Below are 13,426 nucleotides of genomic sequence, written 5' to 3'. Positions count from 1 at the left end.
CCTTGGCAATAACGGCATGGACGCCCACGAGCCCTTAACCGACGGCAGGTCCATTAAGGGCGACGGGCGTGGGAATCCACGCCTCACGACCAACTGCCTGCGCCTCTGATCTTATAGCCGGACCTTTTTAAACCACCGCTAACTTTCCAGCCGTCGTAACAGAATCATGGGCGACACGTTCAGTACCGTACTCAGTTGCAGGCGGCCAAAAATTGCAAGCACGACAGCGCTCAACGTTGGCAACACCAGCCATAATGTGCCGTGCCACCTGAAACTGCCGGAAAAGAGCTGGTACTGAAGAATCCAAACCACAAGCTCTGCCGCAACCACCCCCAACAGCCCGGCGAAGAATCCCAGCAATGCAAATTCCAGCATGGTGCTGCGCACCAATAGCTTGCGGTCCCCGCCCAGTGTTCGAATCAGCGCACCCTCCCGCTGGCGATCGAGCAGGGTCGCGCTGACGACGGCCGCCATCACAAGCGCGGCGGAAATCAACACCATGATGAGTATCGACTCGATCGCTGACGTCACCTGCCGGATAATTTCCCGGATCCGCTCGATAAAAATGTCCACTTCGAGAATGGATACGGTAGGAAACGCTGCGCTGAACTCATTGAGTATGGACTTCCGACCCTCCGCGAGGTTGAAACTGGTAATCCAGGTGGAAGAGAAATCCCTCAAGTCGCTGCCGGGGGCGAAGGCGACATAGAAATTTGGGCGCATGCTGTCCCATTGGACAGTGCGAATGCTCCGGACCGGCGCTGAAAGCTCACGTGAGCCGATAGTAAACGTCAGCGTGTCGTCCACCTCCAGTCCCAGCTTGCTGGCCAGCTCGGCTTCAACCGACGCGCCTTCCGATTCCGTGTCAGGCCACCAATCGCCTGCGATAATGCGGTTATCCTCGGGCAGTGTGTCCATCCAGGTCAGGTTGAGTTCCCGGTTTAGGGCGTTTATATCAGCGTCCTTGCTGACGGTCTCCCGCACCGGCGTCCCGTTGACGGCTGTCAGGCGACCCCTGACCATGGGGTAGAGCATCGGCGCCGAAAGGCCGCGTTCAATGAGGAATGCTTCAACATCATCGACGTCATTGTCCGCGATATTGATCAGAAAATGATTGGGTGCGTCGTCTGGCAATTGCGCCTGCCAGTCCTCCAAGAGGGCACTGCGCACCAGGAAGAGCGTTGCCGCAAGCATGAGGGTCATTGCGAAAACCGCCATCTGGGACAGACTCGACTGGCGGTGCCGGTACAGCGATACCAGAGCCAACCGCCAGGTGCTCCCGCCGCCGCGCACTTTGCGCAGCGCAGCAACAATCAGCCAGGAAACAACAGTCAGAGTGGCCATCAACAGGCCCAGACCCAGCATGAGCGCCAGAACCAGCGTGGCCTGGCCAGAATAGAACCAGAGCAGTGCAAAAATTGCCAGAAGGGCCACAGGCAGATCCCGACCCAGCCCCTCCCCCTGCTCGCCCGGCTGGCTCCGTAGCACCTGCATGGCGGGCACGGTGCGCAGGCGGCTGATAGGCGGGTAGGCAAAGGCGAAAAGCGCAACCAGTGCAGTAACCAGGGCCGGCCATAGTGCTGCCGGGTTTAGGCTCCATTCCACCGGGCGGTCCAGCATACGGTTTGCGGTCACAGCGAGCGCTATAAACCCAGGCACCGCCAGTACCAGACCGACGATCACCCCAAGCAGCCCCCACAGACCCAGCCGCTCCAGATACAGCCGGTTGACTTGCCGGCCGGTCATGCCGAGGGTCTTGAGGAGTGCAACGTTGTCCCTTTGCTGAAGTGCGTATTGGCGACTGGCAACTGCCACCGCTACAGCGGCCAGGAGCACGGCAAGGCTGCCGCCCAGAAGCAGGAAGCCTTCGGCTTTGTCGAGGGATTCCGATATGGCCTCGCCGTCGCGGATACTCTCCCACTCATGGCTGGGCCCAAGCCGAGGTTGCAACCAGCTGTAGTAGCGCTCCAACGCCGCCTCCGGACCAGCATAGAAATCCACATACTCTACCCGGCTGCCGGGCTGTATCACGCCCGTTTCGGGCACATCCCCAAAATGCATCATCACTTTGGGCGCCAGTCCACCGAGATTGAAGCGGGAGTCGGGTTCGCGCACCAGTATCCCGCTCACTCTCAGGTCTTTTTGCCCAACCGCTACCGTTTCGCCCACAGACAGGTTCAGGAGCTGCAGCAAGCGTGAATTTACCCAAAGCTCGCCAGGGGGCGGACCTTCTGCACGCATAGAGCGCTCGCCTCCGGGCCCGGGCTGGAACTCCACCTCGCCCAGCAGCGGGTAATCGTCATCGACCGCCTTGACCGACACCATCTGAAAGTTATCACCACCGTCGAGCATGGTGGAGAACTCGATCATCTGGGCAGTCCGCAGCCCCATGGAACGCGCCTGGGCCCGCCATTCTGCCGGTATGGGCTCGCCATTTTCGCTCTCAAGCTGGCGGTCGGCGGCGAGAAACTGGGTGGCCGAACTCACCAGCGTCCGTCGAAGGTGATCAGCAAATAGCGAAATGACTGCGACTGTAGCTACCGCAACAATAAGCGAAGACAGCACTACTTTCACTTCACGTTGACGCCAATCACGACGGCTGGACCACCAGAACACACCCGCACGGCTCATTTGCCGGCCTCCACCGATGGCGTCCGGTGTTTGAGGGCATCCTCGGACAATCGACCTTCTTCAATATTTACCTGCCGTTCGCACCGCGCAGCCAGACGCTCGTCGTGGGTCACCATTACCAGCGTGGTGCCCTCCTCATGGTTCAGGTTCATCAGCAGGTCGGCAATTTGACGCCCGGTACTGTTGTCCAGATTGCCCGTTGGCTCATCCGCGAACAGCACCACCGGCCGCGCCGCAAACGCGCGGGCAATCGCCACCCGCTGCTGCTCGCCGCCGGATAATTGCCGAGGCGAGTGCTGCAGCCGCTCGCCCAGTCCAACCCGCTGCAGTAATTCCGTCGCCAGCTTCCGGGCATCCCGTTCCCGTCGCAGCTCCAGCGGTAGCATCACATTCTCAAGTGCGCTGAGGGCTGGCAGCAGCTGGAAAGACTGGAAAATAAAACCCACCAACTCGGCCCTTAGCGCCGCGCGACGGTCTTCATCCCAGGCACTGATCGGGTGTCCGTCGAGTTCGATGCGCCCTTCTGTTGGCGTATCAAGGCCTGCGAGAAGCCCCAGCAGAGTGGTTTTACCCGATCCTGAGCGACCGACAATGGCGATGGACTCGCCTCGCTTGATATCCAGCTCAATGCCTTGCAAGATCGTCAGCGCATCCTGTTCAAGATAAACACGGTGGCTCATGCCAATAACCCTCACTATCGAGGAGTTTGGCGTCGACGGGGAACGGCTTCGGTCTGTGTCAGTCTGAAACAACGATTTTCTCCTTATGCTGGAACAGCACCCTTCACTGCGCCCGGGTGGTTCTGGCTCAGTATGGGCAAAGGCAGGACTTGATCTGATTATGGTTTCATTACTCGGGTTCCCCAAACGGTTGCGGTTGGTCAAAATACTGTGGTTAAGGCGATGTCTAGTGCCTCGAATGGCTGCGCTTCTCGCTGCGACACTGTTAACCTTCTCTGTTGGTGCGTACGCCAGCAGCGCTAATACCCTCATGATTCTGGGCGACAGCCTGAGCTCAGCTTACAACGTACCGGTAGAAGACGCGTGGGTCAGCTTACTGAAACAGCGGCTGCAGCGCGAAAATATGGACTGGAATGTTGCCAACGAGAGCATCAGCGGCGAAACGACGGACGGCGGCCTGCGCCGGTTACCCGGCCTGCTGCGCGACATAGATCCCGACGTGGTCGTGATCGAGCTGGGCGGCAACGACGGACTTAGGGGTTTTCCGCCCAGGGTTATACGTGAAAACCTGGTAGAGATGGTTGAGCGCTCACGCAGCAGCGGCGCCAACGTACTTCTGGTGGGGATGCAGATGCCCCCCAATTTCGGTAGTGGCTATACCCAGGCGTTCAGCCGCGTATTCAAGGAAATATCAGAACAGTACGATGTCCCGCTCGTTCCTTTTTTTCTGGAAGGTGTCTACAACAGACCGGGTGCGATGCAGTCCGATGGAATCCACCCGACTGCCAACGCCCAATCCCGACTTCTGGAAAACGTCTGGCCAGAACTTCAAGCGATTTTGCGGGACACGGCTGGCGGTTAGCTTTCCTGTTATGGCTGACGCTTCCCGCTAGGTGCCGATAGCCGCCAGATTTTCGAGAAAATTCGCGGCCCGAAGCTCGGACCAGTAATGGCCCGGCTGCGCCAATTTCGCCGGCACAAAACCAACGTGCCCTCCATGGGCCGGCGTTTCCAGCTGAATATGGCTGTTGCCGCGAACCTCTGCCTGAGGGTAGCAAGCCGCGGATAGAAATGGATCATCGATCGCGTTGACAATTAGCGTCGGCCTTCGAATCCTGTGAAGATAGAAAAGACTGGAGCACTGTTTCCAGTAATCCTCGGCGTCCCGGAAGCCATGCAGCGGTGCAGTGTATCGGTCATCAAACTGGCGAAACGTACATACCTGTTCGATCCCGTGCAGATTGATCAAGTCGGGAAAGTGCTGATGCTTCGCGATCATTTTCGCCCGTAGATCCCGCACGAATCGGCGCATATAGATACGATTTTCCGGGCGAGCCAGTTGTTCGGCACTGCCTTTCAGGTCGCAGGGGACCGAGAAAACCACCGCACCCTGTACCCTTGAATCCAAGCCGTCGCCCTTGCGCCCCAGATAGACCAGGCTGATATTGCCACCGATACTGAAACCGACCAGCGCGGCCCGATCATAGGCGCCCTGGCCCAGACCGTGGCCAACCACCAGGTCAAGGTCTTCCGTGGCGCCACTGTGGTAGAACCCGACGGAGCGGTTCAGCTCGCCCCCGCAGGAGCGGAAGTTCCATGCCAGTACATCCCAGCCTTGCGCCTGCAGCATCCTGACCATCCCCAGTACGTACGGACGTCGGCTGTGACCTTCGAGGCCATGGCTGATGATGGCGAGTCGCCGATGGCCCGCCCGATACCAGTCCAGATTGAGAAAGTCATTGTCAGGGGTTTCAAGCCGTTCGCGCTGAGGGCGTGCCAGCTCGACACGACGGAACAGCGTCGGCCAGACGGTTTGCAGGTGGCCATTGCGCAACCAGCGTGGCGGTTGAAACAACGGGGGCATTACCGGATCATTCATCGGATAACCAACAGATCCGAAGTTATCTCATCAAGTATCTGTTCAGCCGTGCTGCCAATGAGCACTCTTTCCAGAGGGCTACGGGCGACAGCACCCAGGACAACGAGGTCGATCGACTCCCGCGCAGTGATGTCTGGAAGCAGGTCGACTGCCTCCCCTTCCTCCAGATGCAACCGGGTACCGGGTTCTACCCGGCCTGCCAGCAAATGATCGATCGCTTCTCTTTGCTGAGCCTCAACCTCATGACGAATAGTTTCGCTGTTGTCCATCAACGCATCGAACTCAGGCAGCAGTCCCGTTGGGGCGGGTTCGAAAGCGTGGATGACGTGCAGTTCAGCAGGCAAAAGCACCGCCAGATCGTGGGCTGCGGCCAACAGTCGCTCATCACGGGCCGAGGGGCTTTCAGGCGACGGGTCGACACAAGCGGCAACACTGACATGGGTACCCCATGGCACATCCCGGACCAGCCATAGCGGTGCATGGGTTTTACGGATGAGGTGCCAGTCGCCCGGTGTGAGTAAAGCCCGTCGCAAAGCACTGTGCTGATATGTGGTCTTCATTATCAGATCAGCCTCCCACTCGCTCGCGACCTCCAGCAGAGCGACATACTTCGGCTTGCCCCAGCATGCTTTGACCTCCACGGGGATGCCTTGCGCGCGCAGCCCCTGCGCCTGGTTTTCCAGCCATTTTTGCCGAGCCTTGAGAAATCCGCTGCGCGCTCTCGCCAACGCGTCTTTGTCGAAGGGATAACTCCGCTCAAGACCGTCACTGTAATCCACGACGACCAGCAGCACTGCAAGTTCCGCAGCCGGGTCGTCCGTACCCAGACCTTGGGCGAAGCGCGTTAACCGCTGGAGAATAGCGCTGTTGTCGCGTGCGTACTCCAGGGACACCAGAATTTTTCTGGGCTGCATGCTCGATCCTCTTCTCATGCTTGTCGTCACGCCTCTATTTAGGCTTTTTGACTCGCTTAAAGCGCCAATTCACGGGGCCCGGCGGGCCGATGGCTGGTGCCGAGGCGGGCTCGCTCAAGTGCCGTGCTAAACACTAAGGCAGTTCCGGACTGGCGAAGAACAGCTTGAGCACCAGATACAGATTGACGCAGTCCTTGACGCCGGCAGTTTCCCGAATTGAATGCATGCCCCATTGGGGAACACCAATATCCAGGGTTTTAATGCCCAGGTTGGCGGCAGTCAGCGGCCCGATGGTGCTTCCACAGGCCATATCGGAGCGCACGACAAAGGTCTGGCAGGGCAAGCCGAGACTACCGCTCAAGCGCCGATAGAACGCGCTGGTTACGCTGTTGGTCGCGTAACGCTGATTGTTGTTAACCTTGATCACCGGACCCTGATTGATCCGTGGGCCATGGTTTTCATCGTGTCTGTCGGCAAAGTTGGGATGGATTGCATGGGCATTGTCAGCCGAGACCATCATTGAGCCCGCCATCGCTCGATGGTAGTCTCCATCGCCCAGCCAGCGCCGCAGGATACTGGTCAATAACGGGCCCTGGGCGCCCTCGGCTGACATACTGCCCACTTCCTCATGGTCATTGCAGACCAAAAGCGCCGCCTGCCCCTGTTCCATGTCCAACAGCGCCCGCAACCCGACGTAGCAGCTGAGAAGGTTATCAAGTCGTGCGGAAGCCAGAAGGTCTCCCTCCAGCCCGACTATCGCTGCTGGCTGGCTATCGTAAAGGCTCATCTCAAAGTCCAGCACGTCCTTTGCGGCCAGCTCGGGGTTCACCCGCTCCAGTTCAGCCAGAAGTACTGCTTTTACTGATTTCTTTTCACCCTCACCCGGCAGCAGGACAACAGCCGGTAGATCCTTCTGAGCGTTTATCGACCTGGCATTGTTGGCTTCCCGATCCAGGTGGATCGCCAGGCTGGGGACCGTTGCCACCGGCCGTCGAAAATCGATCAGCGCCTTGCCCGTAATGTCGTTGTTGTCCAGATACACGACCCGGCCAGCCAGGGAGAGATCCCTGTCAAACCAGGGATTCAGCAAAGCCCCGCCGTAAACTTCGGCCCCCCACTGATACGCGCCGTGCCGGTGGATGTCCGGCTGCGGCTTGAGCTTGAGGCAGGGGCTGTCCGTATGGGCGCCCACCATTCTTACGCCCTTGTCGACGGCAGAGCCTGCACCGGTTCGAAACGCGACGATCGATGAGCCATTGCGAATGACGTAGTAGCCCTGATTGGGCTCCAACTGCCACACCTGACGCTCATCAAGCGCTTCGAATCCAGCCTCATCCAGGCGCGCCTGCATGGAGCGTACAGCGTGAAAAGGCGTGGGAGAATGATTCAGGAACTCCCGCAGCGACGAAACAAAGTTTTCACTGTTCATAAAGCCTGGCAGAGACCTCGGGGCAGAATAACGTGGCCAGGACGTCAGACGTCCCTGGTGGTAATGTAAAGACCGACTCTATAGAGTCGGCCCATTAGTGTGGCACAACCGCTTAATCGCGTCAGGGGCCGACTCCCAAGTGGCGTGATGAAAAACACGTTGGCGTTGCCAATGTATACTACGCGCCGCGGCACTGCATACGCAGCTATGGGCCGAAGCCAAGGAACAGCTTGAATGCGTTTACCCCAGTTTATCGATATCGAGTTTGCTGAATCAGAGGGCCGGCTGATTCCAGTCGCCGCTGCGTGGTCCCTGGAAGACGGCCGCATCAAGGCCGTGGTGATTATGCCAGACGAGAGCTGGCTTCCGGATGACCCCGAGGATCTCTCTGTAGACATGACGCGATTGCAGGAACACGGGGTCCCTGCTATCGACGCTGTCCAGGAAATGACGATGGATCTGGCCGACCGGACGGTATTCTGCGACGGGGTCGACCCGGATGAAGAATTGGTGGAACTCCTCTACGCAGCCTTTGGCCAAGATCCCAATTTTGAAGTCGCGCCGATTTCAAATCTGATCAATACACTGTCTGTAGACGAGATCGACGACCGCCGCCGTGAACTCTGCCAGGAACATGACCTGGAACCAGAGTTACCCGAAGCAACCGTTCTTTCCCTGCTCTTGCTGACAGCAGACTGCGGAGAACTGCCCCAACCCGAATAGCCGAGCACTGCCGATTTGTGACCGGCTTCGATGACATCCCGTCAGCGGGCAGGCACAATTCCCGGGCGCCTTGTCATTACTCATCCGGGCAGCAGACAACGCAGCCTCGCGACCGCCACTGACGATGCGAGCCCGCATACAGAAGATCCCGTTACCAGCAGGAAACACATCCCTATGAACCGTGCTGTACGTTCAACCGCCCTGGCAGTGCTTCTGTTCCCTGGCCTGGCCCTGGCTCAGGCCCAGCAGGGACAAGCGCCTGCTGCGCCTGAGCAGCCGAGCAAGGAAGGGCTGGATTATCTCCTCCTGTTTGCGACCTCAATGAACTACTCGTCCATCGGCCCGACCGATGCCACCGCTGAGAGTTACTCTGCAGGACTTGGCCTTGGTACCTATATCACCGACCATTTCAAGGTTGAATTGCGCGCCGGCGGTGAATTCGACGACGGCAAGGCCTCCTACCTGCCACCGGGAGCCAGGGCTGAGGATAACCCCGAAGATTTCAGGGCTTATCTTGACGTAAGCATGCCCTACTTTATCAGCTGGTACATCGGTGGACTTTACCCCTGGTCCGACTTCTCCAGTGTCTACGGCCAGTTCGGTTTTTCCTACGTGCGTACGGAAGCCGAGACAGCAACCCCCGGGCGGTTCGAAGGTATCGAGGGCGAACTGTACGAGAGCGACTTCAGCACAAGCTGGTTGATCGGCCTTGACTTCAAACTGATAGACAGTGCTTACCTGTTACTTGAGGGCGGCCGACTGCATACCGACACGGCAACCGATATTAATACCGAGCAATACACCGTCGGCTTCCGTTACGAGTTCTGATGGCGGATAAGCCATGCCTGATGAATCTTGCTGTTTCGGCTGAAGTCCCGGTCAATGGTTGAGCGCGTTATATTCTCAACCTGGTACCGGGCTTCCAGACTGGCACTGAGCTTGAAACGGCGGTAATTGTTCGAGAAAAATAGGGTGCCGCCTTTTTCCAGGCGAGCCATAGCGTCATCCACCAGGCGCTCGTGATCCCGCTGAACATCCAGCACGTCGTCCATCCGGGCCGAGTTGGAGAATGTGGGAGGGTCCAGGAAAATAAGGTCAAACCGCTCCTTCGGCGGTTCCGCCAACCACTGCAGACAGTCTGCCTGCTCAAGTCGATGGGCCGCGAGGCTAACGCCGTTCAAGGTGTAGTTTTCCCGTGCCCAGGCCAGGTAGGTTTTCGACATATCGATTGTCAGAGAACCGACGGCACCGCCCAGTGCCGCATGTACAGTCGCCGTGCCGGTATACCCGAACAAATTTAGCACGCGCTTACCCTCGGCTTGCTTACCCAGCCAGAGCCGCGCCGGTCGGTGGTCCAGGAATAGCCCAGTGTCGAGGTAGTCGATAAGGTTCACATAAAAGCGGCATGACCCTTCGCTGACGATCAAACGGTGGCCACCCTGGCCCTGTCGTTCATACTGCTCATCCCCTCGTTGTCGACGGCGCTGCTTCACAACCATCTGCGCCGCCGGAACGCCCACGGCTTCAGGGATAACCGCCATCGCTTCTGCCAGTCTCTCCCTTGCTGTGGCAGCGTCTATGGTTTTTGGCGCCTGGTATTCCTGCACATGCAACCATTCGCCGTACACGTCGATAGCCAGTGAATATTCGGGCATATCAGCATCGTAGAGCCGGAAGCACTCCAGGTCACGCTTACGCGCCCAGGCGCCAACCGATTTGATATTCTTGCGCAACCGGTTGGCCAGCATGGCCGCCCGCTCACGGTTGGCCACACGTGGCCGTGGCGGTGCATCCGGATCCTCCGGGGTCCAGGCCCGGGCTTCCTGATCCTTCTCCAACCTGAACATCAGTAGCTTGGCTGGCAAACTGCCGTTGTAGAGATTATAGCGGCGGTCAGGGCGCAAACCGAGCGCATGACCAAACTCGGGTACTGCTGTGAAAACCCCGAAACGCCAGCCCTGAAAGTGCTCGCGAACCTTACTGCCCAGCGTCAGGTACAGCTCACCGAGGTTATCGCGCTCGCTGAGACGCTCGCCATATGGCGGATTGGTCAATATGAGTCCGGGCTTGCTCGAACCCGTCGCTGCAAGCTCGACCAGGCTCTGTCGCTCAACGTGGATGCGATCAGCGAATCCAACACGATCTATATTGCGCCAGGCTGTCGCTACAACGCGCTTGTCCTCGTCGTAGCCAAAATAGCGTACGGCCGATGCGGCCCGACCTTTCTCGCTTCGCGACCGCGCTTCCTCACGCAGCGTATGCCAGAGGTCAGCGTCGTGCTGGGGCCAGCGGCAAAGGGCAAAGTCTTCCCTGAGCAGTCCTGGCGCGGTATCAGTCGCCATAAGCGCGGCTTCCACCAGCAAGGTTCCGGAACCACACAGCGGGTCAACAAAATCACCCCCCGCTGCCGCGATGGCAGGCCACCCGGCGCGCAGCAGCAAGGCCGCCGCCAGATTCTCCTTCAAAGGCGCCGCTCCGCTTTCTGTGCGATAACCACGGCGATGGAGGCTCGCCCCTGCCAGGTCAATACCAATATGGAGACGGTCCCGGTGCAAACGCACATGGACAGAAAGATCGGGGTCAACCCGATCTACCGCAGGACGACTCCCATCCTCACCGCGAAGGCGATCGACAATACCATCCTTGACACATTGAACCCCGAACTGGGTATTACGAATACCCGCACCGAGGCCCTGGAAACTGACCTTGAAACGCCCGGTTGGTTTCAGATGTCGGGACCAGTCGATGGCTACCACGGCGCCATGTATGTCAGCAGCACTGCTCACCTCGGCTTCAGCGAGATGCCAGATGACTCTGTTAGCCAGCCGGGAATGCAGGCAGGCAACATAGGCCTCCTGCAGCTCGCCCTCAACCCAGACGCCTGCCGGAGTTTCTCTCTGGACAGAGAGGCCCAGAGCGGTGAGTTCCTCGGCCAGCAGCGACTCGAGTCCTTTGGGGCAAGTTGTAAAAAAACGTGAACTCATACGCATTCTCTAACGTCAGCTCGTCACCCTGTTGGGCGGACAATGTTTCGGGCGGATCCAATGTCGTTCGCAGGCCCGCTTTGCGCGCGAACCCGAAACCCATATTTCAACAAACCATAAGAAAACTGAAATCTATGTTAAATAAATTGTATACATCAGCCGCACTATAGGCTTTACTCAAGATGACGCGTCAAATTGTCAGGTCCGGACGATGGTTCGGACCGAGGGTACCCCAGGACAGGTCGACCAACCGGTTGCACCTCCGATACGGAGCGCTGGAAGCCGCTATTCAAGTGGACTCCGCTCTTGTACAGAGGTTTTTGCAAGTCAGCCGGCCGTGCGCACGCTCATGATCTTTTCGGATAAACCATGAGGTGACAACAGCATGAAAAGACAGAAAAGAGACATGTCAGCCCGGGCATTCAAAAAGGGTTATATGGCAGGTATGGCCGGCAAAACCAAAGACGCCTGCCCTCTCGATAATCCTGATACCCGCCATGAGTGGCTCAGTGGTTGGCGTGAGGGTCGCTCCGACAATTGGGACGGCTTGATTGGTGTTTCCGGTATTCACAAGCTTCCCAACATCACAGCGTGATCTTTTCTGGCTTGTAGCCACCCAGGCAGCTAGCTCCTACACGGAGCTTCTGTCCAGAAACGGGTTCAGCTTCTTCCCGGGACCAAGAAGCACACTACCGCAGCGCCTCAATCGACAGAGCGGCCTAACCCGCTACCAGGAGACGCTTGCTTCGGAAGGGTTAAAGCCTTCCTGCTGGCAGGGTCCACCCGACCCTCTATCAAAAAATCAGCTCAATGCTACGGAGCCAGTTCTCCGCCCGGGCCCGCTTAGCGGGCCCTTCTATTTGCTTCGACTGTTTATTTTGACTATCCCGCTATACCGACTGTCCCGATCCAGTTGTATGCCTGTTTGCAGGCAGTTTCTTTTCTGAACGAAGCGCCTCGACAGACTCCCGGATGAGTGCCGGGCCGCGATAGATGAACCCGGTATAGAGTTGAACAAGACTCGCGCCTGCGCGGAATTTGGCCCGGGCATCCTCTGCGTTGGTTATCCCACCCACACCGATAATCGGCAACGCGCCTTGAAGATGGCTGCTTAGCTGGGAAATGACTGCAGTAGATGCTGCCGTTAACGGCTTTCCGCTCAGGCCGCCCGCCTCCTCACAGTGCTTTGCGCCCGCGACCCGAGTCCGATCAATCGTGGTATTGGTCGCGATAACCCCGTCCAGGCCGGACTCGACCAGACAGTCGGCCACGAACCGAAGCGCGGCACCGTCCATATCCGGCGCAATTTTTACTGCGATCGGAACATAGCGGCCCTGCTTGTCCGCCATTGCCAGCTGCGATCGCCGAATGCGCTCAAGCAGGTGCCGTAGCGACTCACCGAACTGAAGATCTCTCAGCCCCGGCGTATTGGGCGACGATACATTGACTGTAATATAGCTGGCAGCGCTGTAGACTCGTTCGATCCCCAGACAATAGTCGTCAGCGGCACGTTCTACCGGAGTATCAAAGTTCTTACCTACATTAACACCTAGAATTCCGCGGGTGCGGCGCATTGCTATATTGGCCAGCACCTGATCCAGCCCCGCGTTGTTAAAGCCCATACGGTTGATGATCGCCTGATGCTCAGGCAGTCGGAACAATCTGGGCTTAGGATTGCCAGGTTGTGCCCGGGGCGTTACGGTTCCGATTTCAACCGACCCAAACCCGAGTGACGCTAGCCCGTCAATGTGGGCACCGTTCTTATCCAACCCGGCGGCCAGACCAACTGGGTTGGGAAAGGTAAGCCCCATGACCTTTACCGGGTCGGGCTCAGCTACGGGCAGCAGTCGAGTGGCATTCAATCGTTCCAGCCTGCTGATAGCTGATAGGGAAAGATCATGGGAAACTTCGGCTGGAAGCGTAAAAAGTAAGGCGCGGATCAGGGAATACAACAGAACGGACCCCAAGTTTGCAAAGATCCGGCATTATAACTGATAGGCACCACGCTGACAGGTATTGATTCTCAGCGAGAATTTGACGCGCTGTTTGCCGACTTCTGTAGTGGCTGGTCGTCCGTCGTTTAACAGACGGCTCGAACTCTGTTTGGCGCGCGCCCGCCGACGTGCAGATAATGCCGGGACGCAGACTCGTTTTTCGAGAATATCAGGCAAAAATGACTGTGCCGT

At 58.1% G+C, this 13,426-nt stretch carries 11 protein-coding genes; 4 read left to right on the top strand and 7 right to left on the bottom strand.

Annotated elements, in window-relative coordinates; genetic code table 11:
- Window positions 1–138: 138 nt before the first annotated feature.
- Window positions 139–2,631, bottom strand: a complete 2,493-nt coding sequence (locus soil367_RS07355) for an ABC transporter permease (RefSeq protein WP_136548368.1) — start codon at window positions 2,629–2,631, stop codon at window positions 139–141.
- A complete protein-coding gene (locus tag soil367_RS07350; RefSeq protein ID WP_136548366.1) occupies window positions 2,628–3,311 on the bottom strand; it encodes an ABC transporter ATP-binding protein in 684 nt (227 codons plus the stop codon). Before soil367_RS07350 ends, soil367_RS07355 begins: the two co-directional genes overlap by 4 nt.
- Window positions 3,312–3,549: 238 nt before the next feature.
- On the opposite strand from soil367_RS07350, the gene soil367_RS07345 reads away from it, so the two are divergent.
- Window positions 3,550–4,173, top strand: coding sequence for an arylesterase (locus soil367_RS07345; RefSeq protein WP_216642783.1), 624 nt, complete (start codon window positions 3,550–3,552; stop codon window positions 4,171–4,173).
- Between the two features lie 27 nt (window positions 4,174–4,200).
- Here soil367_RS07345 and soil367_RS07340 read toward each other — a convergent pair whose 3' ends face one another.
- From soil367_RS07340 to soil367_RS07330, 3 genes are all read right to left on the bottom strand, one after another.
- Entirely contained in the window at window positions 4,201–5,175 is a 975-nt protein-coding gene (locus soil367_RS07340; protein WP_246065580.1) for a YheT family hydrolase, read from the bottom strand.
- 11 nt (window positions 5,176–5,186) lie between these two features.
- Window positions 5,187–6,104 (bottom strand): universal stress protein, encoded by a 918-nt coding sequence (locus soil367_RS07335; RefSeq protein ID WP_172962296.1) that lies wholly within the window; start codon window positions 6,102–6,104, stop codon window positions 5,187–5,189.
- Window positions 6,105–6,237: 133 nt separating this feature from the next.
- A complete protein-coding gene (locus soil367_RS07330) occupies window positions 6,238–7,533 on the bottom strand; it encodes a M18 family aminopeptidase (protein ID WP_136548360.1) in 1,296 nt (431 codons plus the stop codon).
- A 234-nt stretch (window positions 7,534–7,767) separates the two neighbouring features.
- Here soil367_RS07330 and soil367_RS07325 point away from each other — a divergent pair, with 234 nt between their 5' ends.
- Entirely contained in the window at window positions 7,768–8,256 is a 489-nt protein-coding gene (locus tag soil367_RS07325) for a hypothetical protein (RefSeq protein WP_136548358.1), read from the top strand.
- A 174-nt stretch (window positions 8,257–8,430) separates the two neighbouring features.
- Window positions 8,431–9,084 (top strand): outer membrane beta-barrel protein, encoded by a 654-nt coding sequence (locus tag soil367_RS07320; protein WP_172962295.1) that lies wholly within the window; start codon window positions 8,431–8,433, stop codon window positions 9,082–9,084.
- On the opposite strand, the gene rlmKL is transcribed toward soil367_RS07320, so the two are convergent.
- Complete coding sequence (gene rlmKL / locus soil367_RS07315) at window positions 9,072–11,240, bottom strand: bifunctional 23S rRNA (guanine(2069)-N(7))-methyltransferase RlmK/23S rRNA (guanine(2445)-N(2))-methyltransferase RlmL (RefSeq protein ID WP_136548355.1); 2,169 nt, start codon at window positions 11,238–11,240, stop codon at window positions 9,072–9,074. The two genes, soil367_RS07320 and rlmKL, sit on opposite strands and share 13 nt — an antisense overlap.
- 385 nt (window positions 11,241–11,625) lie before the next feature.
- Between rlmKL and rmf the strand changes: the two genes are divergently transcribed.
- Complete coding sequence (gene rmf / locus soil367_RS07310) at window positions 11,626–11,835, top strand: ribosome modulation factor (protein ID WP_136548353.1); 210 nt, start codon at window positions 11,626–11,628, stop codon at window positions 11,833–11,835.
- Window positions 11,836–12,130: 295 nt separating this feature from the next.
- Here rmf and soil367_RS07305 read toward each other — a convergent pair whose 3' ends face one another.
- The gene (locus soil367_RS07305; RefSeq protein WP_216642815.1) at window positions 12,131–13,195 is read right to left on the bottom strand and encodes a quinone-dependent dihydroorotate dehydrogenase; all 1,065 of its coding nucleotides are present in this window, start codon (window positions 13,193–13,195) and stop codon (window positions 12,131–12,133) included.
- Window positions 13,196–13,426: the final 231 nt, after the last annotated feature.

The organism is Hydrocarboniclastica marina, from assembly GCF_004851605.1.
GTDB lineage: Bacteria > Pseudomonadota > Gammaproteobacteria > Pseudomonadales > Oleiphilaceae > Hydrocarboniclastica > Hydrocarboniclastica marina.
This window is presented reverse-complemented; position numbering and strand designations above follow the sequence as displayed.

Bases quoted from the DNA above. Each gene is read 5' to 3' on its own strand.
- soil367_RS07355 (WP_136548368.1), bottom strand. From the start codon at position 2,631: ATGAGCCGTGCGGGTGTGTTCTGGTGGTCCAGCCGTCGTGATTGGCGT.
- soil367_RS07350 (WP_136548366.1), bottom strand. From the start codon at position 3,311: ATGAGCCACCGTGTTTATCTTGAACAGGATGCGCTGACGATCTTGCAA.
- soil367_RS07345 (WP_216642783.1), top strand. From the start codon at position 3,550: ATGGCTGCGCTTCTCGCTGCGACACTGTTAACCTTCTCTGTTGGTGCG.
- soil367_RS07340 (WP_246065580.1), bottom strand. From the start codon at position 5,175: ATGCCCCCGTTGTTTCAACCGCCACGCTGGTTGCGCAATGGCCACCTG.
- soil367_RS07335 (WP_172962296.1), bottom strand. From the start codon at position 6,104: ATGCAGCCCAGAAAAATTCTGGTGTCCCTGGAGTACGCACGCGACAAC.
- soil367_RS07330 (WP_136548360.1), bottom strand. From the start codon at position 7,533: ATGAACAGTGAAAACTTTGTTTCGTCGCTGCGGGAGTTCCTGAATCAT.
- soil367_RS07325 (WP_136548358.1), top strand. From the start codon at position 7,768: ATGCGTTTACCCCAGTTTATCGATATCGAGTTTGCTGAATCAGAGGGC.
- soil367_RS07320 (WP_172962295.1), top strand. From the start codon at position 8,431: ATGAACCGTGCTGTACGTTCAACCGCCCTGGCAGTGCTTCTGTTCCCT.
- rlmKL (WP_136548355.1), bottom strand. From the start codon at position 11,240: ATGAGTTCACGTTTTTTTACAACTTGCCCCAAAGGACTCGAGTCGCTG.
- rmf (WP_136548353.1), top strand. From the start codon at position 11,626: ATGAAAAGACAGAAAAGAGACATGTCAGCCCGGGCATTCAAAAAGGGT.